Source organism: Kitasatospora aureofaciens (genome assembly GCF_019192735.1).
Taxonomy (GTDB): domain Bacteria; phylum Actinomycetota; class Actinomycetes; order Streptomycetales; family Streptomycetaceae; genus Kitasatospora; species Kitasatospora aureofaciens_A.
Genome location: NZ_JAHTKP010000026.1, coordinates 1 through 24,267, shown reverse-complemented (window position 1 = coordinate 24,267; position 24,267 = coordinate 1). Strand labels below are relative to the sequence as shown.

Annotated in this window: 2 protein-coding genes; both read left to right on the top strand. The window is 75.7% G+C overall.

The genetic code is table 11. The annotated features are described in order from the left end of the window. Window positions 1-2: 2 nt before the first annotated feature. Window positions 3-16,310, top strand: a complete 16,308-nt coding sequence (locus KV557_RS23775) for a type I polyketide synthase (RefSeq protein WP_218203487.1) — start codon at window positions 3-5, stop codon at window positions 16,308-16,310. Window positions 16,311-16,546: 236 nt separating this feature from the next. Further along, a partial coding sequence (locus tag KV557_RS23770; RefSeq protein WP_218203486.1) for a type I polyketide synthase occupies window positions 16,547-24,267 on the top strand: 7,721 nt, incomplete at its 3' end.

Here is a 24,267-nt window from a genome sequence, read left to right as displayed (position 1 = left end):
CCATGTCGAACGACAGCAAGCTCGTTGACTACCTCAAGTGGGTCACCGCCGACCTGCACCAGACACGCCAACGACTGCTGGAGGCCGAGTCCGGCCGGCACGAGCCGATCGCCATCGTCGGGATGGCCTGCCGCCTGCCGGGCGGGGTCGCCAGCCCGGAGGAGCTCTGGCAGCTGGTCGAGGACGGCGGGGACGGCATCACCGGGTTCCCCGCCGACCGCGGCTGGGACATGGCGGCCCTGCTCGGCGAGGGCAGCGGCAGCAGCGCCGCGATCGAGGGCGGGTTCGTCGCGGCCGGCGAGTTCGACGCCGCCTTCTTCGGGATCTCGCCGCGCGAGGCCCTCGCCATGGACCCGCAGCAGCGCCTGCTGCTGGAGACCTCGTGGGAGGCGTTCGAGCGGGCGGGCATCGACCCGACGACGCTGCGTGGCAGCCGGACCGGCGTCTTCGTGGGCACGGCCGGGGTCGACTACGTCGGCGTGGTCATGAACGCGCAGGAGGACATGGAGGGCCACGCGACCACCGGCCTGACGGCGAGCGTGCTGTCCGGCCGCGTGTCGTACACCTTCGGCCTGGAGGGGCCGGCGGTCACCGTCGACACGGCCTGCTCGTCGTCCCTGGTGGCCATGCACCTCGCCTCGCAGGCGCTGCGCGGCGGCGAGTGCACCCTCGCGCTGGCGGGCGGTGTCACCGTGCTGTCCACGCCGATGAGCTTCGCGGGCTTCAGCCGGCAGGGCGGGCTGGCCCCGGACGGGCGGTGCAAGGCGTTCGCGGACGCGGCCGACGGGACGGGCTGGGCCGAGGGCGCGGGCGTCCTGGTGCTGGAGCGGCTGTCCGACGCCCGCCGCAACGGGCACCGGGTCCTCGCCGTCCTGCGCGGCAGCGCCGTCAACCAGGACGGCGCCTCCAACGGCCTGACCGCGCCCAACGGCCCGTCCCAGCAGCGGGTGATCCGCCAGGCCCTCGCCGCCGCCGGGCTGTCGGCCGCCGAGGTGGACGCCGTCGAGGGCCACGGCACCGGGACCCCGCTCGGCGACCCGATCGAGGCCCAGGCGCTGCTGGCGACGTACGGGCAGGAGCGCGAACGGCCGCTGCTGCTCGGCTCGTTGAAGTCCAACATCGGGCACACCCAGGCGGCCGCCGGTGCGGCCGGCGTGATCAAGACGGTGATGGCGCTGCGGCACGGCGTGCTCCCGAAGACGCTGCACGTCGACGCGCCGTCCGGCGAGGTGGACTGGTCGGCGGGGTCGGTCGAGCTGCTGACCGAGGCCCGGCCCTGGCCCGAGTCGGGCCGGCCGCACCGGGCGGGGATCTCGGCGTTCGGGATCAGCGGGACGAACGCGCACGTGATCGTCGAGCAGGCGCCGGGCGAGGAGGCCGTCCCGGACGAAGTGGTCCTTGCGCCGGGCGTGGTGCCGTGGGTGGTGTCGGGCAAGTCGGAAGCCGCGCTGGACGCTCAGCTGGCCCGGCTCGCCGGGCTGGGCGGATCGCCGCTCGACATCGGCGCCACGCTGGCGGGACGGTCGCGACTCGGGCACCGGGCGGTGCTGGTGGACGGCGCGGAGGTCGCGCGCGGGGTGGCGGTTGAGCGGTCGGCGGCCTTTGTGTTCTCCGGGCAGGGATCGCAACGGCTCGGGATGGGAAGGGAGTTGCACGCCCGCTTCCCGGTGTTCGCGGAGGCGTTCGACGCGGTGTGTGCGGAGTTGGACGTGCACCTGGACCGTCCGCTGCGCGAGGTGGTGTGGGGCGAGGACGAGGAGCTGCTGAACCAAACCGCCTATGCCCAGGCGGGGTTGTTCGCGGTCGAGGTGGCGCTGTTCCGGCTGGTCGAATCGCTGGGTGTGCGGCCGGAGTTCGTGGCCGGGCACTCGATCGGTGAGGTTGCTGCGGCGCATGTGGCCGGGGTGTTCTCCCTCGCCGACGCCTGCGCGCTGGTCGCCGCTCGGGGGCGCCTGATGCAGGCCCTCCCGGCCGGCGGCGCGATGCTCGCCGTCCGGGCGACGGAGGACGAAGTCCTGCCGCTGCTGGGGGAGCTCGTGTCGATCGCGGCTGTGAACGGCCCGTCCTCGGTCGTCGTCTCCGGCACCGAGAAGGCCGTCGCGGCGATCGAGGCGCACTTCGCCGACCGCAGGACGACCCGCCTGCGGGTCTCGCACGCCTTCCACTCCCCGCTCATGGACCCGATGCTGGAGGACTTCCGCACGGTCCTCGACGGCCTCACCTTCGCCGAACCGGCGATCCCGATCGTCTCCAACCTGACCGGCAAGCTCGCGACCGCCGAGCAACTGTGCACCCCCGACTACTGGGTGCGCCACGTCCGGGAGACCGTCCGCTTCGCCGACGGCATCCGCGCGCTGCGCGAGGCCGGTGCGTCCGCCCTCCTGGAGGTCGGTCCGGACGGCGGGCTCGTCGCTCTCGCCGAGCAGACCCTCGGCGAGGAGAGCGTGACGGCCGCCGCCCTCCGCCGGGACCGGCCGGAGGAGAGCGCGCTGGTCACCGGCCTGGCCCGGCTGCACGTGGCGGGCGTTCCGGTGGACTGGGCGGAGCTCTTCGACGGCACCGGCGCCCGCCGGGTCGAGCTGCCCACGTATCCCTTCCAGCACGAACGCTACTGGCCCCGTCCGGCCCGGCGGATCGGGGACGTGACCGGCGCCGGCCTGGCGCCGGCCGAGCACCCGCTGCTGGGGGCGACCGTCACGCTGGCGAACGCCGAAGGCACGCTGCTGACCGGCCGGCTGTCGCTGAAGGCACAGCCGTGGCTGGGCGACCACCGGGTGGGCGGCGTCGTGGTCTTCCCGGCTACCGGTTGGCTGGAGCTGGCCGTGCGGGCCGGGGACCAGGTGGGCTGCGACCGGGTCGAGCGGCTCACGCTCGCCGAGCCGCTGGTGCTGCCCGAGGAGGGCGCGGTCGTCGTCCAGATCCAGGTCGGTGCGCCGGCGGCCTCCGGAGTCCGCCCGGTGCGGCTCTTCTCCCGTACGGATGCCGACGCCGACGGTCCGTGGACCGAGCACGCCTCGGGTGAGCTCGTCCGCGGCGAGCGCACGGCCGACTTCGACACCTCCGTGTGGCCGCCGAAGGGCGCGGTCGTCGCGGATCTGGCCGAGCTTCGGGAGGACGCCGACCTCGGTCCGGCCTTCGACGGGCTGCGGTCGGTCTGGCGGCGCGGCGACGAGACGTTCGTCGAGGCGGTGCTGCCGGGTGAACTGGTGGGTGAGGCCTTGGGGTTCGGTGTGCATCCGGCGTTGCTGGCGGCGGTGGTGCGGGCGGAGGGTCGTGGGCTGGTGCCGGTGGCGTGGTCGGGGGTGTCGTTGCATGCCTCGGGTGCGTCGGTGGTGCGGGCTCGGTTGGTGCGGACGGGTGCGGACACGGTGTCGCTCGCGGTGGTCGACGCTGCGGGGGATCCGGTGCTGTCGGTGGACGCCCTGGCGCTGGACGAGCCGTCCGCTGTCTCCCAGGGCGCGGGTGCGGCGGGCTCGTTGCTGCGGCTGGAGTGGGTGCCCGTGCCGTCGCGTGTGCTTGAGCCGGTGCGGGCGGTGACGCTGGAGGTGGCGTCGCTGGCCGAGATGGCCGATGCGGTGCCGGATGTTGTGGTGGTGCCGGTGCCGAAGGGAGACACGCCGGACGCCGTGCACGAGGCGGCGGCGTGGGCGTTGGGTCTGGTGCAGGAGTGGCTGGCGGACGGGCGGTTCGAGGGTTCGCGGCTGGTGTTCGTGACGCGGGGTGCGGTGTCGGCCGGGGGCGAGGTGTCGGATCTCGCTGGCGGTGCGGTGTGGGGTCTGGTGCGGGCTGCGGAGTCGGAGAATCCGGGCCGGTTCGTGCTGGTGGACACGGATGGTGAGTTGCCGCTGGAGGCGGTGCTGGCTGCGGGTGAGTCGCAGCTGGTGGTGCGGGACGGGGTCGTGCGGGTGGGCCGGTTGGCCCGCGCCTCGGGTGGCGAGCCTTCCTCGGGCTGGGGTTCGGGCACGGTGGTGGTCACCGGCGGCACGGGTGGCTTGGGCCGCCTGGTGGCCCGGCATCTGGTGGTCGTGCACGGTGTGCGGGATCTGCTGCTGCTGAGCCGCCGTGGTGGCGCCGGCGCGTTGGTGGCGGAGCTGGAGGAGTTGGGCGCGTCGGTCGAGGTCGTGGCGTGTGATGTCGCGGATCAGGAGGCGCTGGCGGAGGCGCTGGCGGGTCGGACCGTCACGGGTGTGGTGCACGCGGCGGGTGTCCTGGACGACGGTGTGGTGACCTCGTTGACGCCGGAGCGGGTGTCGGCGGTGCTGCGGCCGAAGGTGGATGCTGCCTGGAATCTGCATGAGCTGACGAAGGGTCAGGATCTCAAGGCGTTCGTGCTGTTCTCGTCGATCTCGGGTGTGATGGGCAGCGCGGGCCAGGGCAACTATGCGGCGGCGAACGTGTTCCTGGACGCGCTGGCGCAGTGGCGTCGCCAACAGGGCTTGCCCGCCCAGTCGTTGGGCTGGGGCGCGTGGGTGCCCACCGCCGGTATGACGGGGACGCTGTCTGAGGCGGATCTGCATCGCATCCGTTCCTCCGGCGTCCCGCCGCTGACCGAGGAGGACGGTCTGGCGCTGCTCGATGCCGCGATGGGCATCGACGAGCCCTACCTCGTGCCGATCGGCCGCCTGGCGGGTGGGGAACGTCCGCGCGGTGAGGTGCCGACGATGTTCCGCGCCCTGATGCCCGGCGGACGCCGTGCGGCCGCCTCCGTCGGCTCGGGGACCGTGACCGCCCTCGCCAGCCGCCTGTACGAGCTGCGCGAGAGCGACCGGCTGCGGCATGTCGTCGACCTCGTTCGCACCGAGGCCGCCGCCGTCCTCGGCCACGCCTCGCCGCAGGCCGTCGCCGCCGACCGCGACTTCCACGACCTCGGCATTGACTCCCTCACCGCCCTGGAGCTGCGCAACCGCCTCACCGCCGTCATTGGCCTGCGCCTCCCGGCCACCCTCGTCTTCGACTACCCGACCCCCACCGCGATCGCCGAGCACGTCCTCGCGGAGGTGCTCGGCCAACAGGACGAGACCCAGGTCCTGGCCCTCTCCGCCTCCTCCGTCGCGGACGACCCGATCGCCATCGTCGGCATGGCCTGCCGGCTGCCCGGCGGGATCGGCTCGCCCGAGGAGCTGTGGGAACTGCTCTCCGAAGGACGCGAGGGCATCTCCGACTTCCCGACCGACCGCGGCTGGGACCTCGACACCCTGCTCGGCGGCGGACCCGGCGACCGGGGGCGCAGCGCCACCGCGAAGGGTGGCTTCCTGCACGGCGTGGCCGACTTCGACGCCGCCTTCTTCGGGATCTCGCCGCGCGAGGCACTGGCCATGGACCCGCAGCAGCGGCTGCTGCTGGAGACCTCCTGGGAGGCCGTCGAGCGCGCCGGCATCGACCCGGTGTCCCTGCGCGGCAGCCGGACCGGCGTCTTCGTCGGCACCGGCGGCCAGGACTACCTGACGCTCGTCATGAACGCGCAGGAGGACATCGAGGGCCACGCGAGCACGGGGCTCGCCGCGAGCGTGGTCTCCGGCCGGATCTCCTACACCTTCGGCCTGGAAGGGCCGGCGGTCACCGTCGACACCGCATGCTCCTCCTCGCTCGTGGCAATGCACCTCGCCTCACAGTCACTCCGCAGCGGTGAGTGCTCGCTCGCCCTGGCCGGTGGCGTCACCGTGATGTCCTCGTCGCTCGGCTTCCCTGGCTTCACCCGGCAGGGCGGACTGGCCCCCGACGGCCGGTGCAAGGCGTTCGCCGACGCCGCCGACGGGACCGGCTGGTCGGAGGGCGCCGGCGTGCTGGTGCTCGAACGGCTCTCCGACGCGCAGCGCAACGGGCACCCGGTGCTGGCCGTCGTACGCGGCTCCGCCGTCAACCAGGACGGCGCCTCCAACGGCCTGACCGCCCCCAACGGCCCGTCGCAGCAGCGGGTGATCCGCCAGGCCCTGGCCAACGCCGGTCTGTCGGCCGCCGACGTGGACACGGTCGAGGCGCACGGCACCGGCACCACCCTGGGCGACCCCATCGAGGCGCAGGCGCTGCTCGCCACGTACGGACAGGAGCGCGAACACCCCCTGCTGCTCGGCTCGTTGAAGTCGAACCTCGGCCACACCCAGGCCGCCGCCGGTGCGGCCGGCGTGATCAAGGCCGTTCTCGCCATGCAGCACGGTGTACTGCCGAGGACGCTGCACGTGGACGCGCCGTCCTCGCACGTGGACTGGACGGCCGGGGACGTCCGGCTGCTCACGGAGGCGGTCGGGTGGCCGGACACGGGCAGGCCGCGTCGGGCCGGCGTGTCGGCCTTCGGGATCAGCGGGACGAACGCGCACGTGATCGTCGAGCAGGCGCCGCCGACCGATGCTCCCGTGGTGAACCCGTCGGTCGTGCCCGGTGTGGTGCCGTGGGTGCTGTCGGGCAAGTCCGAGGCCGCGCTGGACGCGCAGGTCGCGCGGCTCGCAGAGCCAGTCGGGTCGCCGCTGGACGTCGGTCTGTCCCTGGCCGCCGGGCGGCCGCGGTTCACGCACCGTGCGGTGCTGCTGGACGGCGTCGAGGCGGCCCGCGGAGTCGCCGACGGCGAGCGCAGGCCGGCCCTGCTGTTCTCCGGGCAGGGCGCTCAACACCTCGGCATGGGACGGGAGTTGTACCACCGCTTCCCTGCCTTCGCGGAGGCCTTCGACGCGGTGTGCGCGGGGCTGGACGAGCACCTGGAGCAGCCTCTCCGCAGTGTCGTGTGGGGCGAGGACGAAGACCTGCTCAACCAGACGGCGCATGCCCAGGCCGGGCTGTTCGCCGTCGAGGTCGCGCTCTACCGCCTGGTCGAATCCCTCGGCGTACGCCCGGAGTTCGTCGCCGGACACTCGATCGGCGAGATCGTCGCAGCTCACGTCGCCGGAGTCTTCTCGCTCGCCGACGCCTGCGCGTTGGTCGCGGCCCGTGGACGCCTGATGCAGGCGCTTCCGTCCGGCGGCGCGATGCTCGCCGTCCGGGCCACCGAGGACGAAGTCCTGCCCCTCCTCACCGACTTCGTCTCGATCGCGGCCGTCAACGGCCCGTCCTCGGTCGTCGTCTCCGGCACCGAACAGGCCGTCGCCGCGATCGAGGCCCACTTCGCCGACCGCAGGACGACCCGGCTGCGCGTCTCCCACGCCTTCCACTCGCCGCTCATGGACCCGATGCTGGACGACTTCCGCACGGTCCTCGACGGCCTCACCTTCGCCGAGCCGACCCTCCCGATCGTCTCCAACCTCACCGGCGACCTCGCCGGCCCCGACCAGCTCCGCACCTCCGGCTACTGGGTGCGCCACGTCCGCGAGGCCGTCCGCTTCGCCGACGGCATCCGCACCCTCCACGCCCACGGCGCCACCGACTTCCTGGAGCTCGGTCCGGACGCCGCCCTGTCCCCGGCCGTGCGCGAGACGCTCGCCGACACGTCGGACGCCGTCGTGCTGCCGGCCTGCCGCAGGGATCGTCCCGAGGAGGGCACCCTGCTCACCGCACTCGCCGGCCTGCACGTCGTCGGCGTGCCCGTCGACTGGGCCCGGCTGTTCGACGGCACCGGCGCCCGGCGCGTCGACCTGCCCACCTACGCCTTCCAGCGCGAGCGCTACTGGCCCCAGACGCAGCCCCACGCCTTGACGGGCCGGGCGACTGCGCCGGACGACCCGCTGGACGCCCGCTTCTGGGCCGCAGTCGAGGGCGAGGACCTGGACGCGCTGGCGGCCGACCTCGCCGTGGACGGCGACGCGCTCGGCGCGGTGCTGCCCGCCCTGTCGGCCTGGCGGCGCCACCACCGCGACCAGTCCCTGCTGGACGCGCTCCGCTTCCACGAGTCCTGGCGCGCGCTGCCGGGTGTGTCGTCGGCCCGGCCGAGCGGCCCGTGGCTGGTCGTGGCACCGGCCGAGGGCGGTGACGAGGCGTGGGCGGCGGCGGCCGTCGAGGCCGTCGGCCCGGACGCGCTGAGCCTGACCGTGCGGGCGCCGGAGCGGACCGAACTGGCGGCTCTCCTGCGCGAACTGCCGTCGACCGGACGCCCGTTCGCCGGCGTGCTGTCCCTCCTGGCCCTGTCCCCGGGCGAGCCGCCGGCCGCCGCCACGGCCACCCTGATGCAGGCGCTGCGCGACGCCGAGATGACCGCCCCGCTGTGGTGCCTGACGCGCGGCGCGGTCGCGGTCGCCCGCACCGAGGCGCCGAGCGCGCCGGAGCAGGCCGCCGTGTGGGGTCTCGGCCGGGTCGCGGCGCTGGAGCACCCCGAGCAGTGGGGCGGGCTGATCGACCTGCCCGAGGCACCGGACCAGGGCGCGGTGCGCCGGCTCGCCGCCGTCCTCGCCGGGACGGACGGCGAGGACCAGCTCGCGATCCGCTCCACCGCCGTGTACGGGCGCCGCCTGACCCCGGCCCCGGCGGGCTCGCCGGACGCGGGCTGGATGCCGGGGGAGACCCGGGGCACGGTGCTGGTCACCGGCGGCACCGGCGGTCGGGGCGCCCACCTGGCCCGCTGGCTCGCCGGAGCGGGCGCGAGCCACCTGCTGCTGGCGAGCCGCCGGGGGCCGGACGCCCCGGGCGCCGCAGAACTCGCGGAGGAGCTGCGGGCGCTGGGCGCCGAGGTGACCCTCGCGGCCTGCGACGTCGCCGACCGGGGGGCGCTGACCGCCCTGCTGGCCGTGCTGCCCGAGGACGCACCACTCACCGCCGTCGTCCACGCGGCGGGTGCCGTGGACGACGGGGTCCTGGACGACCTGACGCCGGAGCGCTTCGCCGCCGTCCACCGGGCCAGGGCGCAGGCCGCCCTCCACCTGGACGAGCTGACCCGCGGCCACGACCTGACGGCCTTCGTGCTCTGCTCGTCCGTGGCGGGCGCAGTCGGCACCCCGGGCCGGGCCGCCCTCGCGGCCCCGGTCGCCGTACTGGACGCGCTCGCCCAGCGGCGCCGGGCCGAGGGCCTGCCCGCCACGTCGATCGCGTGGGGCGCCTGGGTCGGCGCGGAGTACTCCGGCCCGGCGGACGCCGACGGCCGGCCGCAGCGCTCGGCCGTCCCCGCCCTGCACCCCGAACTCGCCCTGGCCGCCCTGCGGCAGGCCGTCACCCGCCCGGCCCCGGCGCTGGTGCTGCTGGACCTGACGCAGCCGCAGATCCTGGACGGCCTGGTCGGGCTGCGCGGGAACCCGCTGCTGCGGGAGCTCCCGGCCGCCCGGCCGGCCCTGGCGGCCGCGGACGCGGCGCGCAGGGAGTACGTCGCGGGCGCCTCCGAACTCACCGGGCGGCTCCGCGCGCTCTCGGCGGGCGAGCGGGTCACCGTCCTCACCGACCTCGTCCGCACACACGTCGCGGCGGTGCTCGGCTACGCCGACCGGTCGGCGGTCGCACCGGACCGCAAGTTCCGCGACCTGGGCTTCGACTCGCTGACGGCCGTCGAACTTCCGGCCCGGCTGGGCCTGGCGACCGGCCTCAAGCTGCCCGCCACCTCGGTGTACGACTATCCGACCGCCCATGCGCTGGCCGAGTACCTGCTGTCCGAGCTCCTGGACACGCCCGCGGCCGCTCCGCAGTTCCCCGCCGCCGGCACCGCCGCCGTCGACGGCGACCCGATCGCCATCGTCGGCATGGCCTGCCGCCTGCCCGGCGGGGTGAGCACGCCGGACGAGCTGTGGCGCCTGGTCGCCGAGGGCGGCGACGGCATCGCCGGCTTCCCCGAGGACCGCGGCTGGGACCTGCGCACCCTCCTGGTCGGCGACCGGGACGGGCGCGGCCGCAGCGCCACCCTGGAAGGCGGGTTCATCGAGGGCGTGGCCGACTTCGACGCCGCGTTCTTCGGGATCTCGCCGCGCGAGGCGCTGGCGATGGACCCGCAGCAGCGCCTGCTGCTGGAGACCGCCTGGGAGGCGCTGGAACGCGCCGGCGTCGACCCCCAGCAGCTCCAGGGCAGCCGGACCGGCGTCTTCGTCGGCACCAACGGCCTGGACTACGCGACCCTCATGATGAACTCGCGCGAGGACATCGGCGGCCACGCCGGCACCGGCCTGGCGTCGAGCGTGCTGTCCGGCCGGATCTCCTACACCCTCGGCCTGGAGGGGCCCGCCGTCACCGTCGACACCGCCTGCTCCTCCTCCCTGGTCGCCCTCCACTGGGCCACCCAGGCGCTCCGCAACGGCGAGTGCGCTCTCGCGCTGGCCGGCGGGGTGACCGTGATGACGACGCCGGTGAGCTTCGCGGGCTTCACCGTCCAGAACGGGCTCGCCGCGGACGGCCGCTGCAAGGCCTACTCGGACGCCGCCGACGGCACCAACTGGTCCGAGGGCGTGGGCATGCTGGCGCTGGAACGGCTCTCCGACGCCCGCCGCAACGGGCACCCGGTGCTCGCCGTGGTCCGCGGCTCCGCGGTCAACCAGGACGGCGCCTCCAACGGTCTGACCGCCCCCAACGGCCCGTCCCAGCAGCGGGTGATCCGCCAGGCCCTGGCGAGCGCCGGACTGTCGGCCGCCGACGTGGACGCGGTCGAGGGCCACGGCACCGGCACCGCCCTGGGCGACCCGATCGAGGCCCAGGCGCTGCTCGCCACCTACGGGCGCGGGCGCGACCCCGAGCGGCCGCTGCTGCTGGGCTCGCTCAAGTCGAACATCGGCCACACCCAGGCCGCCGCCGGCGTCGCGGGCGTGATCAAGACGGTGCTCGCCATGAAGCACGGCGTGCTGCCGAAGTCCCTGCACCTCGACCGGCCGTCCTCGCAGGTGGACTGGTCGGCGGGCGCGGTCGAACTGCTGGCGGAGCCGCGGGACTGGCCGGAGGTCGGCCGTCCCTGGCGGGCCGGGGTGTCCTCGTTCGGGATCAGCGGCACCAACGCGCACGTGATCCTCGAACAGGCGCCGGCCGCCGCGGAGAGCACCGAGGAGCAGCGGGTGCTGCCCGCCGTCGTCCCGTGGGTGCTGACGGGCCGCTCCGACGCGGCGCTGGAGACCCACCTCGGCCGCGCCTCCGCGCTCGAACTGTCCCCGCTGGACATCGGGTACTCCCTCGCCTCGGGGCGCTCCGGCTTCGAGCACCGCGCCGTGCTGCTCGCCTGCGCCGAGGGCCTGACCGAGGTCGCCCGCGCCGTCGCGGCGGACCGCTCGACGGCGTTCCTGTTCTCCGGGCAGGGCTCGCAACGGCTCGGCATGGGACGGGAGTTGTACCATCGGTTCGCGGTGTTCGCCGACGCCTTCGACGCGGTGTGTGCGGGACTGGACGAGCACCTGGAGCAGCCGCTGCGCAGTGTCGTGTGGGGCGAGGACGAGGAGCTGCTGAATCAGACGGTGTACGCCCAGGCCGGGCTGTTCGCGGTCGAGGTGGCGCTCTACCGCCTGGTCGAATCCCTGGGCGTGCGGCCGGAGTTCGTCGCCGGCCACTCGATCGGCGAGGTCGCGGCCGCGCACGTGGCAGGGGTGTTCTCCCTGGCCGATGCGTGTGCCCTGGTGGCGGCCCGCGGACGCCTGATGCAGGCGCTCCCGGCGGGTGGTGCGATGCTCGCCGTGCAGGCGAGGGAGGACGAAGTCCTGCCGCTGCTGGGTGACTTCGTTTCGATCGCCGCCGTGAACGGCCCGTCCTCGGTCGTCGTCTCCGGCACCGAGGAGGCCGTCGCCGCGATCGAGGCCCACTTCGCCGACCGGAAGACAACTCGCCTGCGCGTCTCCCACGCCTTCCACTCCCCGCTCATGGACCCGATGCTGGAGGACTTCCGAGCCGTCCTCAACGGCCTGTCGTTCCAGGCACCTTCCGTCCCCGTCGTCTCCAACCTCACCGGCGCCCTGGCCGAGACCGACCAGCTCCGCACCCCCGACTACTGGGTGCGCCACGTCCGCGAGGCCGTCCGCTTCGCCGACGGCATCCGCACCCTCCGCGCGGCCGGCGTGTCAGCCTTCCTCGAACTCGGCCCCGACGGCGTGCTCACGGCCCTTGCCGAGCAGGCCCTCGCCGAGCAGAGCCTCGGCGACGACGGGACGGACCGCGTGACGGCCACCACGCTGCGAAGGGACCGCGCCGACGAGCGCGCGCTGCTGACCGGCCTGGCCCGGCTGTACGCGGCCGGCGTCCCGGTCGACTGGGCCCGGCTGTTCGACGGCACCGGCGCCCGCCGGGTCGAGCTGCCCACCTACGCCTTCCAGCACCGCCGCTACTGGCCGCGCCCGGCCGCGCTCTCCGGCGACGTCACCTCCGTCGGGCTGGTCCCGGCCGAGCACCCGCTGCTCGGCGCCGCCGTCCCGCTCGCCGACGCGGACGGGGTGCTGTTCACCAGCCGCCTGGCGCTGCGCGTCCACCCGTGGCTGCTGGACCACCGGATCGCCGGCCGCCCGGCCTTCCCCGCCGCCGGGTTCGTCGAACTGGCCGTCCGGGCCGGCGACCAGGTCGGCTGCGGCCGGATCGCGGAGCTGACGCTCGGTGAGCCGCTGCCGCTGTCCGAGGACGACGAGCCCGTGGTGCAGGTGCGGGTCGGCGCGCCGGACGACACCGGCGCGCGCCCGGTGGCCTGCTACGCCCGCCCCGGCGACGCCGCCCCCGACGAACCGTGGACGCGCTGTGCCACCGGCACCCTCGTCCCGCAGGAGGCGGAGCTGCCGGAGCTCGGCCAGGCCGCCTGGCCCCCGGCCGGCGCGCTCGCCGTCGACCTCGACGGCTTCTACCGCGAGCCCGGGCGCGGCCCGGCGTTCCGGGGGCTGCGCGCGGCCTGGCTGCGTGGCGAGGAGGTGTTCGCCGAGGTCGCGCTGCCCGCCGAACCGGCCGAGGACGCGCGCTACTTCGGCCTTCACCCCGCCCTTCTCGATGCCGCGCTGCACGCGGCCGTCCTGCTCGGCGTCGGCACCGAGGAGCAGCTCCCGCAGCCGCACGCCTGGCAGGGCGTCGCGCTGCACGCCGGGGGCGCCGCCACCCTGCGGGTGCGCATCCTCCGCCTCGGCGAGGACACGGTGTCCGTCACCGCCACCGACCCGGCCGGCGGGGCCGTGCTGACGGTGGCCTCGGTTGCCCTGCGCACCCCGCAGGCCACCGCTGCCGCCGCCCGGACCGGCCGCGACCCGCTGTTCCGGATCGAGTGGGTCCCCGCCCCCGTCGCACCGGCCGCCGCCAACCCGCCGCGGTGCACGGCGCTCGGCCCGGACGACTGCGGCACCGGCTCCTCGGCCGCGACCCTCGCGGACCTCGCGGACCTCGCGGACCTCGGGCGGCCGGTTCCGGACCTGGTCCTGGTCTCCCTCCCGGCCCCGGACGGCGACGTGCCCGACGCCGTCCACGCGCACACCGCCCGCGTCCTGGCCCTCGTCCAGGAGTGGCTGGCCGAGGAGCGGGCGGCCGCTTCGTACCTGGTGTTCGTGACCCGCCACGCGATCCGCGCCGCGGACCGCGAGACCGTCCGGGACCTGCCCGGCGGCGCCGTGTGGGGCCTGGTCCGCTCGGCGAACTCCGAGCACCCCGGCCGGTTCGCCCTGCTCGACGTCGAACGCACCGAGGACGTGGCCGCCGTCCTGCCGCTGCTGCCCGGCCTACTGGCCGACGGCGAGGCCCAGTTCGCCGTCCGGGGCGGCACGCTGCGGGTCGGCCGGCTGGCCCGGCTGGCGGACGCGCCCGGACTGCTGCCCCCGGCGGGCACCCTCTGGCGGCTGGCGGCCGCCGACGGCGGGAACGTCGAGGACGCGGCGCTGGTGCCCTGGCCGGAGGCGGCCGAGCCGCCCGCGGCCGGGCAGGTCGCCCTCGCCGTGCGGGCCGCGGTGCAGGGACTCACCACCGGGGTGGCCGGCCTGGTCACCGCGGTCGGTGACGGCGTGTCCGGCCTGCGCCCGGGCGACCGGGTCCTCGGCGTGCTGCCGGCCGGACCGGTGGCGGTCGCCGACCGGCGACTGCTGGCCCGGGTGCCGGACGGCTGGTCCTTCGAGCAGGCCGCCGCCCTGGCCGCCGACTTCGTCCCCGCCCGTCAGGCCCTCGGCCGCGAACCCGCCGGCCGGACCGTCCACGTGCACGCCGTCGCCACCGGACCGGCCACCGCCGCCGTCCAGCTCGTGCTGCGGCTCGGCGCCGAGGTGTCCGCGACGGCACCCGCCGAACTGCGCGACGCCCTGCTCGGCTACGGCCTGCCGTCCGAGCGGCTCGTCGAGCACGGCGCAGCGGGCACGGATCTCGTCCTGGACGCGGACGCTCTCGCACAGCTGCCCGCACCGGACCCCGAGCAGGTCGGCACGCTCCTGGCGGAGCTGGTCGCCCTGGCCGACCGGGGCGAGGTCACCCCGCCGCCGCTCGCCCGGTATGACATCCGGGACGCGCGCACCGCCCTCGCCGCCGAGCGGCCCGCCACCCGGACCGTGCTGACCATGCCGCCGGTCTGGAACCCGGACGGCACCGTGCTGATCACCGGTGGCACCGGCGCCCTCGGCCGCCACCTGGCCCGCCGACTGGCCGTCAACGGCACCCGCCACCTGCTCCTGACCAGCCGGCGCGGGCCCGACGCGCCCGGCGCCGCCGACCTGCTCGCCGAGCTGGCCGCGCTCGGGGCCGAGGCCCGGGTGGCCGCGTGCGACACCGCCGACCGGGCCGCCACGGAGGCGCTGCTCGCCGGGATCGCGGCCGAGCACCCGCTCACCGCCGTGATCCACACCGCCGGTGTGCTGGACGACGGCATCATCACCTCGCTCACCCCCGAGCGGCTGTCCGCCGTGCTCCGGCCCAAGGTCGACGCGGTCTGGCAGCTGCACGACCTCACCCGGCACCTCGACCTGGCCGCCTTCGTCACCTTCTCGTCCATCGCGGGCGTGATGGGCAGCCCCGGCCAGGGCAACTACGCCGCCGCCAACGCCTTCCTGGACACCCTGGTCGACCACCGCAGGTCGCTCGGCCTGGCCGGCACCTCGCTCGCCTGGGGCCCCTGGGTGCAGGACGCCGGCATGACCAGCGAGCTCAGCGAGACGGACATGCGGCGCATGCAGTCGGGCGGCATCCCGCCGCTCTCCGTCGAGCAGGGCCTGGCCCTGTTCGAGGCCGCCCTCGGCTCCGCCGAACCGCTGGTCATCCCGATCGGGCTGGCCGCCGGGGCGATGCGCCCCCAGGGCGAGGTGCCGCCGCTGTTCCGCGGACTGGTCCGCACCGCCCGGCGCACCGCCGCAGCCGCCGCGGGCGGCACCGACGCGGCGGCCGGCTTCGTCCAGCAGCTCCTGGACCTCACCGAGCGCGACCGGATGCGGTACCTGGTCGACACCGTCCGGGCCGAGGCCGCCACCGTCCTCGGACACCCCTCGCCGGAGGCCGTCGCGGCCGAACGCGACTTCTACGAGCTCGGGTTCGACTCGCTGACCGCCGTCGAGCTGCGCAACCGGCTCGCCGCCGTCACCGGCCTGCGGCTGCCAGCGACCGTGGTCTTCGACAGCCGGTCGCCCGTCGAGCTGGCCTCCTGGATCCGCAGCGAGCTGTCCAACCGGCCCAGCGAGGACACCGAGGGCGAAGGCGTGGTCCTCATGCCCGGCGGAGAACCCGAACTCGACTCCCTGGAACGGCTGTTCATGGACGCCCTGGGTAACGGGAAGATCCCCGAGGCCCAGCGGATGCTGGCGACGGTCGCGGCGCTGCGCCCCAGCTTCGAGGCGACCGCCGAACTGGAGGACCTGCCGTGGGCGACCAGGCTCGCCGAGGGGCCGCGCCCCACCCGGCTGATCTGCGTCAGCGCGCCCACCGCCAACGCCGGCATCCACCAGTACTCCCGGCTCGCCGCCCACTTCCGGGGCGAGCGCGAGGTGTCGGCCCTGCCGTTGGTCGGCTTCGCCACCGGCGAGCGGCTTCCGGCCACGCCCGAGGTCGCCACCCGGGTGATCGCCGAGAGCGCTCTGCGCGCCAGTGACGGTCACCCCTTCGTCCTCGCCGGCCATTCCTCCGGCGGCTCCTTCGCCTACGCGGCGGCCGGCCTGCTGGAACACACCTGGGGTATCCGCCCGGCGGGCGTGGTGCTGTTCGACACGCTGAGCTTCCAGCACAACGCGGACGAGGGCACCGACTACACCGGCATGATGCGGCTCAACTTCACCGGCGCGGACACCTCGCCGGTGCGGCTGACCAACTCCCGGCTGTCCGCGATGGGCCGCTGGATGGTGCTGCTCAACCGCCTGGAGGTCCAGCACACCTCGGCCCCCGTCCTGCTGGTCACCTGCGACCGGGCCATGGTCGGCGCCGACGCGGCCCCCATCGAGCAGCGCCCGCAGGCCGAGCCGCTGGTGCCCGGCGCGCAGGTGCGGGCCGTGGACGCCGACCACCTCTCGATGATCCGGGAGGACTCGGCCCTGACCGCGCAGATCGTGGAGGAGTGGCTGCGCGGGCAGGAGTAACCGTCGCAAAGGGGCGTGCCGGGCACCTGGGGGTGCCCGGCACGCCCCTTTGCTGTTGCCGGGGTAGCGCACGCGGGAGGACGGGCTCTAGGGAAAACCGGGGCCGTCCGTGGCGAGACTGGGCGGGCGACGGGTCGGACCTGACGTCAGGAGTCTGCGGTCGGCGCCGGAACAGGCGTACGGCAGGGCCCTCCCGAGCGGCGTTCCTGGCGACCCCCCGAGAGGTTGACGTCCCGATGTCGAACGAAGACAGGCTCCGCGACTATCTGAAGCGGGCGATCGCGGACCTTCACGAGACCCGCGAGCAGCTCCGCGAGGCGAACGAGCTGCACCGGGAGCCGGTCGCCATCGTCGGCATGGCCTGCCGGCTGCCGGGCGGGGTCTCGTCCCCCGAGGAGCTGTGGGAGCTGGTGCGGGACGGCGTCGATGCGGTCTCCGGCTTTCCCGCCGACCGCGGCTGGGACCTGCCCGAGGGTGCCGTCACCGCCCGCGTGAGCGGATTCCTGCACGACGCGGGGGAGTTCGACGCGGAGTTCTTCGGGATCTCGCCGCGCGAGGCGCTGGCGATGGACCCGCAGCAGCGCCTGCTGCTGGAGACCGCCTGGGAGGCCGTCGAGCGGGCCGGCCTCGACCCCGGGACGCTGCACGGCACACAGACCGGCGTGTTCGTCGGCGCCGGACACGGCGGCTACGACAGCGCGTCCGCCGACCGGGGACAGGCCGCCGAGACGGCCGCCGGACACCTGCTGACCGGCAACACCGTGAGCGTCGCCTCGGGCCGGATCTCCTACGTCCTCGGCCTGGAGGGTCCGGCCGTCACGGTGGACACCGCCTGCTCGTCCTCGCTGGTCGCCCTGCACCTCGCGGTGCAGTCGCTCCGGCGTGGCGAGTGCTCGCTCGCCCTGGCAGGCGGCGTCACCGTGATGTCCACCCCGCAGATGTTCACCGAGTTCTCCCGGCAGGGCGGCCTGGCCGCCGACGGCCGGTGCAAGCCGTTCGCGGCGGCGGCCGACGGCACGGCGTGGAGCGAGGGCGCGGCCGTCCTCCTGGTCGAGCGGCTGTCGGACGCGCTGCGGCACGGGCACCCGGTGCTCGCGGTGGTGCGCGGCAGCGCCGTCAACCAGGACGGGGCCTCCAACGGCCTGACCGCGCCCAACGGGCCGTCGCAGCAGCGCGTGATCCGGCGGGCCTTGGCCGACGCCGGGGTGCCCGCGGCCGAGGTCGACGTGGTCGAGGCGCACGGCACCGGCACCCGGCTCGGCGACCCGATCGAGGCCCAGGCGCTCCTCGCCACCTACGGCCAGGACCGCGAACGGCCGGTGCTGATCGGCGCGTTGAAGTCCAACACCGGCCACACCCAGGCCGCGTCCGGCGTGGCCGGCGTAATGAAGGCGGTGCTGGCGATGCACCACGGCCTGCTGCCGCGCACGCTGCACGTCGACGCGCCGACCCCGCACGTCGACTGGTCCGCCGGCGCCGCCGAACTGCTCACCGAGCCGACCCCGTGGCCCGCCAATGCGTGGCCCCGGCGCGCGGCCGTGTCCTCGTTCGGCGTCAGCGGCACCAACGCGCACGTCGTCCTGGAGGCGGCGCCGGCAGCGGAGCCGCAGGCGGATGCCGGGGTGCCCGCCGCCGAGGAGGCGCCCGCGTCGGTGCTTCCCTGGGTGCTGTCGGCGCGCAGCGCGACAGCCCTCCGCGCCCAGGCCGGGCGGCTGGCCACCCACCTCAGGACCCACGGGCCGCTCGCCCCGGCGGACGTCGCGTTCTCGCTGGCGACCACCCGGACGCCCATGGCGCACCGGGCGGTCGTCGTCTCCGCGGACCCGGCGGAGCGGCTGCGCGCGCTGGACGCCCTGGCGGACGGTGGCACGGCTGCTGCACTGGTCGCGGGTGTGGTGGACAAAGCGGCGACGGCGTTCCTGTTCTCGGGGCAGGGGACGCAACGGCTGGGGATGGGGCGGGAGTTGTACGGGCGGTTCTCCGTGTTCGCGGAGGCGTTCGATGCGGTGTGTGCGGGTCTGGATGCGCACCTGGAGCGGCCTCTCCGTACCGTCGTGTGGGGCGAGGGCGAGGACCTGCTGAACCGGACCGCGTACGCCCAGGCCGGGCTGTTCGCCGTCGAGGTGGCGCTCTACCGCTTGGTCGAATCCCTGGGTGTGCGCCCGGAGTTCGTGGCCGGCCACTCGATCGGTGAGGTCGCGGCCGCGCACGTGGCAGGGGTGTTCTCCCTGGCTGATGCGTGTGCCCTGGTGGCGGCCCGCGGACGCCTGATGCAGGCGCTCCCGGCGGGCGGTGCGATGCTCGCCGTGCAGGCGACGGAGGGCGAAGTCCTGCCGCTGCTGGGCGAGTTCGTCTCGATCGCGGCGGTGAACGGTCCGTCGTCGGTCGTCGTCTCCGGCACCGAGGAGGCGGTCGCCGCCATCGAGATGCACTTCGCCGACCGCAAGACGACTCGCCTGCGCGTCTCCCACGCGTTCCACTCCCCGCTGATGGACCCGATGCTGGAGGACTTCCGGACGGTCCTGAACGGCCTGTCGTTCCAGGCGCCTTCGATCCCGTTGGTCTCGAACCTGACCGGCGAACTCGCTGACCCCGACCACCTGTTGACCCCCGACTACTGGGTGCGCCACGTCCGCGAGGCCGTCCGATTCGCCGACGGCGTGCGCACGCTCCACGCGCAGGGCGTGACCCGCTACCTCGAACTCGGCCCCGACGGTGTCCTCACCGCGATGGCGGCCGAAGCGCTGCCCGGCGATGCGGCCCTGGCTGCGGCCCTCCGCAAGGGCCGCCCCGAGGAGGCCGCCGTCCTGGAGGCCCTCGCCCGCCTGCACGTGCGCGGCGCGGATCCGGACTGGGCGGCCGTGGTCACCGGTGGCCGGCGCATCGACCTGCCCACGTACGCCTTCCAGCGGCAGCGCTACTGGCTGCCCGAGCTGCGACGGCAGGGCGCGGGCGGTCCCACGGCCTCCGACCCGGTGGAGGACGCCTTCTGGGCGGCGGTCGAGGCCGGGGACCTGCGGGCAGCCTCCGCCGCCCTGGGGATCGCGGAGGAGACCACCGAGGCCTCGCTCGACCGCCTGCTGCCGGTCCTGGCCGCCTGGCGCGAGCAGCGGCGGCTGCTGACCACGGTGGACGGCTGGACCTACCGGACCGCCTGGGTGCCCGTACGGGGCCTCACCGACGCCGTCCCGTCCGGCCGCTGGCTCGCCGTCCTGCCAGCGGCGATCACCGCCGCCGACTGGACCTCCGCCGTGCTCGACGCCCTGGCCGACCAGGGCCTGCGGATCGAGCGCGTGCCGGCCGCCGATCGGGAGGCCCTGGACCGCGCGCTCACCGACGGCACCGGCGCGCCGGTCGCGGGCGTCCTCTCGTTCCTCGCCGCCGAGGACCGCCCGCACCCGGAGTTCGCGGCGGTTCCGCAGTACCTGCCCGCCACCGTCGACCTGCTGCACGCACTGGAGGCCACGGGCGGCCCGGCAAGGCTCTGGTGCCTGACCCGGGGAGCCGTCGCGGTCGACCGGCCGGACCGGGTGACCGCGCCGGAGCACGCACAGCTGTGGGGCCTCGGCCGGGTGGCCGCGCTGGAGTACCCGCAGCGCTGGGGCGGCCTGATCGACCTGCCGACGGCACCCGACGGCCGCACGGCGGCCCGCCTGGCCGGCATCCTCGCGCAGTCCGCCGAGGACCAGGTCGCCCTGCGCGGCTCCGGCGCCTACGCCCGCCGGCTGACCCGCTCGACCGCGCTGTCGGAGCCCGCTGCGGCGGACGGCTGGACCGCCCCCGAGGGCACGATCCTGATCACCGGGGGGACGGGCGCGCTCGGTGCCCATGTCGCCCGGTGGCTGGCGGCCGCCGGTGCCCGGCACCTGGTGCTGGCCGGGCGTCGTGGCCCCGAGGCCGAGGGCACCGCCGCCCTCGCCGAGGAGCTGGCGGCCCTGGGCGCCCGCGTCACCGTCGCCGCCTGTGACGCCGCCGACCGCGATGCGTTGGCCGCCCTGCTGGCCGCCGTCCCGGCCGAGCTGCCGCTGGCCGGTGTGGTGCACGCGGCGGGCGTCCTCGATGATGGCGTGCTGGAGGGCCTGACCGCCGACCGGTTCGACGCCGTGCTGCGCGCCAAGGCCGTCGGTGCGCGCAATCTCCACGACCTGACGGCGCGGAACGAGCTCTCCCTGTTCGTCCTGTTCTCCTCGATCACCGGCGTGCTGGGCAACCCCGGCCAGGCCAACTACGCCGCCGCCAACGCCTACCTCGACGCGCTCGCCGAACACCGCCGCGCGAACGGCCTGCCGGCCACCTCGGTGGCCTGGGGTCCGTGGGCCGGCTCCGGCATGGCGGGCGACCACCCAGGGCTCACCGGCCGGATGCGGCGCAGCGGCCTCACGCCGATGGTCCCGGACCTGGCGATCGCCGTGCTGCGCCGGGCCCTCGTCGCGGACGCGTCCGGCCTGGCCGTGGCCGACGTCGACTGGAGCGCGCTCGTCCCCGCGCTCACCGCCGCCCGCCCGAGCCCGCTGATCGGCGACCTGCCCGAGGTCCGCCGCGCCGCGCCCGACCCCGCCGCGACGGCGCCCGGCGGCCCGGCCTCCCCGCTGGGCGAGCGGCTGGCCGGCCGCACTGCCGCCGAGCAGGAGCGCCTGCTGCTGGAGCTGGTCCGCACCGAGGCCGCCGCCGTCCTGGGGCACGCCACCGCGACCGTCGAGGCCACCCGCGCGTTCCGGGACCTGGGCTTCGACTCGCTGACCGCCGTCGAGCTGCGCAACCGCCTCACCGCCGCCACCGGGCTGAGCCTGCCCGCCACCCTGCTGTTCGACCACCCGACGCCGGCGTCCGTCGCCGCGCACCTGAGGGTGGAGCTGGCCGGCACCGGCACGGATGCGGGAACGCCGTCGACCGCGGCACCCGCCGCCGACGAGCCGATCGCGATCGTCGCGATGGCCTGCCGGTTCCCCGGCGGGGTGGACTCGCCGGAGGCCTTCTGGCGGCTGCTCGCCGAGGGCCGGGACGCGGTGACCGGTTTCCCGGCCGACCGTGGCTGGGACACCGACCGGCTCCACCACCCGGACCCGGACCACGAGGGCACCAGCTACGTCGCCGAGGGCGCCTTCGTCTCCGGCGTGGCCGACTTCGACGCCGGATTCTTCGGGATCTCGCCGCGCGAGGCGCTGGCGATGGACCCGCAGCAGCGCCTGCTGCTGGAGACCGCTTGGGAGGCCGTCGAGCGGGCCGGCCTCGACCCCGGGACGCTGCACGGCACGCGGACCGGCGTGTTCGTCGGCTCCAACTTCCAGGACTACCAGGTGCTGCTCGACGCCGCCCGGGAGGGCGTCGCCGGCCACGTGATGACCGGGAACGCCGCCAGCGTGATCTCCGGCCGGATCGCCTACTCCCTCGGCCTGGAGGGCCCGGCGGTCACCGTCGACACCGCCTGCTCGTCGTCCCTGGTCGCCCTCCACCTGGCCGCCCAGGCGCTGCGGCGCGGCGAGTGCGCGCTGGCCCTGGCCGGCGGGGTCACCGTGATGTCCACGCCGCAGGTGTTCGTGGAGTTCTCCCGCCAGCGCGGCCTGGCCGCGGACGGCCGCTGCAAGCCCTTCGCCGCCGCCGCGGACGGCACCGGCTGGGCCGAGGGCGCGGGCGTGCTGCTGGTCGAGCGGCTCTCGGACGCGCTGCGCCACGGGCACCCGGTGCTGGCCGTCGTGCGCGGCTCCGCCGTCAACCAGGACGGGGCCTCCAACGGCCTGACGGCGCCCAACGGTCCGTCCCAGCAGCGCGTCATCCGGGCCGCGCTCGCCGACGCGGGTCTGACGGCCGGTGAGGTGGACGCCGTCGAGGCGCACGGCACCGGCACCCGGCTCGGCGACCCGATCGAGGCCCAGGCGCTGCTCGCGACGTACGGCCGGGACCGCGAAGTCCCCTTGCTGCTCGGCTCGGTGAAGTCGAACATCGGCCACACCCAGGCCGCCGCGGGCGTGGCGGGGGTGATGAGGACGGTGCTCGCGATGCAGCACGGCGAACTGCCGAAGAGCCTGCACATCGACGCGCCGACCCCGCAGGTGGATTGGTCCGCCGGCGCGGTCGAGCTGCTGACCGAGGCCCGGGAGTGGCCGGAGACCGGGCGCCCGCCGCGCGCCGGCGTGTCCTCGTTCGGTGTCAGCGGCACCAACGCCCACGTGATCCTGGAAGCCGCCCCCGCCCCCGCCTCCACACCCGTCCGTCCGGCGCCCGCCCGTCCGCTGCCCTGGCTGCTGTCCGCGCAGACCCCCGAGGCCGTGCGCGACCAGGCCCGCCGCCTGGCCGCCCACGTCCGCTCCGCCGAGCCCGCCCTGGACGACGTCGCGTACTCCCTCGCCACCACCCGCGCCGCGCTGGAGCACCGGGCGGCCGTCGTCGCGGCCGACCGGGACGAACTTCTCGCCGGCCTGGACGCGCTGGCGGCGGGCCAGGCCACCCCCGCCGTCCTGGAGGGCCAGGGCGCGGGGGAGGGCGATCCGGTCTTCGTCTTCCCCGGCCAGGGCTCCCAGTGGGCCGGTATGGCGCTCGAACTCCTCGACACCGCACCGGTGTTCGCCCAGCGCATGGCCGAGTGCGCGGCGGCGCTGGCACCGTTCACCGACTGGTCGGCGACGGACGTGCTGCGCGGCGAACCCGGTGCGCCCGGGCTCGACCGGGTCGAGGTCGTGCAGCCGGTGCTGTTCGCCGTGATGGTGTCGCTGGCCGAGCTGTGGCGCTCGCGCGGCGTCGAACCGGCGGCGGTGCTCGGCCACTCGCAGGGCGAGATCGCTGCGGCCTGCGTTGCGGGAGCGCTCTCGTTGGACGACGCCGCCCGGGTGGTCGCCCTGCGCAGCCGGGCGCTGCGGCAGCTGGCGGGCCTCGGCGGCATGGTGTCGGTGGCCGAGCCGGTCGCCGCCGTCCGGGGACGCCTCGCCCGCTGGGGCGAGCGGATCTCCGTCGCCGCGGTCAACGGCCCGGGCTCCGTGGTGGTGTCCGGTGAGCCCGACGCCCTGGACGCCCTGATCGCCGACTGCGAGCGGGCCGGTGTCCGGGCCCGCCGCATCCCCGTCGACTACGCCTCGCACTCCGCCCAGGTCGAGCGGATCGAACAGGAACTGCTGGACCTCCTGGCGCCGATCAGCCCGCGCAGCGCGGACATCCCGTTCTGCTCCACCGTCACCGGCACCCTTGTCGACACCGCCACGCTCGACGCCGGCTACTGGTACCGCAACCTGCGCGGGACCGTGGAGTTCGAGCAGGCCACGCGCGCGCTGCTGGCGGCCGGCCACCGGGTGTTCATCGAGGTCAGCCCGCACCCCGTGGTGACCACCGGCCTCCAGGAGACCATCGAGGACAGCGGCCTGCCCGGCGCCGCCCTCGGCACGCTGCGCCGCGACGACGGCGGCCCCGGCCGCTTCCTCCTCGCCCTGGCCGACGCCCGCACCCACGGCGCCCGGGTCGACTGGGAGCTGTGCTTCGCGGGCACCGGCGCCCGGCGCGTCGAACTGCCGACCTACCCGTTCCAGCGGCAGCGCTACTGGCCGCGCCCGGGCGCGGCGGGCGGCGACGTCACGACGGCCGGCCTGGCCGCGCCGGAGCACCCGCTGCTCGGCGCCGCGGTCGAACTCGCCCAGGGCGGCGGGCTGGTGGCCACCGCCCGCTGGTCGCTGCACACCCACCCGTGGCTGGCCGACCACGCCGTCGGCGGCACCGTCGTCGTCCCCGGCGCGGCCCTGGTCGAGGCGGTCGTGCGGGCCGGCGACGAGCTCGGCTGCGGGCGCATCGAGGAACTCACCCTGCACGCACCCGTCCTGCTGCCCGACCGCGGCGCCCTCCAGGTGCAGATCGAGGTCGGCGCCCCGGACGGCACGGCCCTGCGCCCGGTCGCCGTGCACACCCGCCCGGCGGGCGCGGCCGGCCCGGAGGGCTGGACCCGCCACGCCGACGGCCGGGCCGACCCGGCCGTCGG

Bases quoted from the DNA above. Each gene is read 5' to 3' on its own strand.
- KV557_RS23775 (WP_218203487.1), top strand. From the start codon at position 3: ATGTCGAACGACAGCAAGCTCGTTGACTACCTCAAGTGGGTCACCGCC.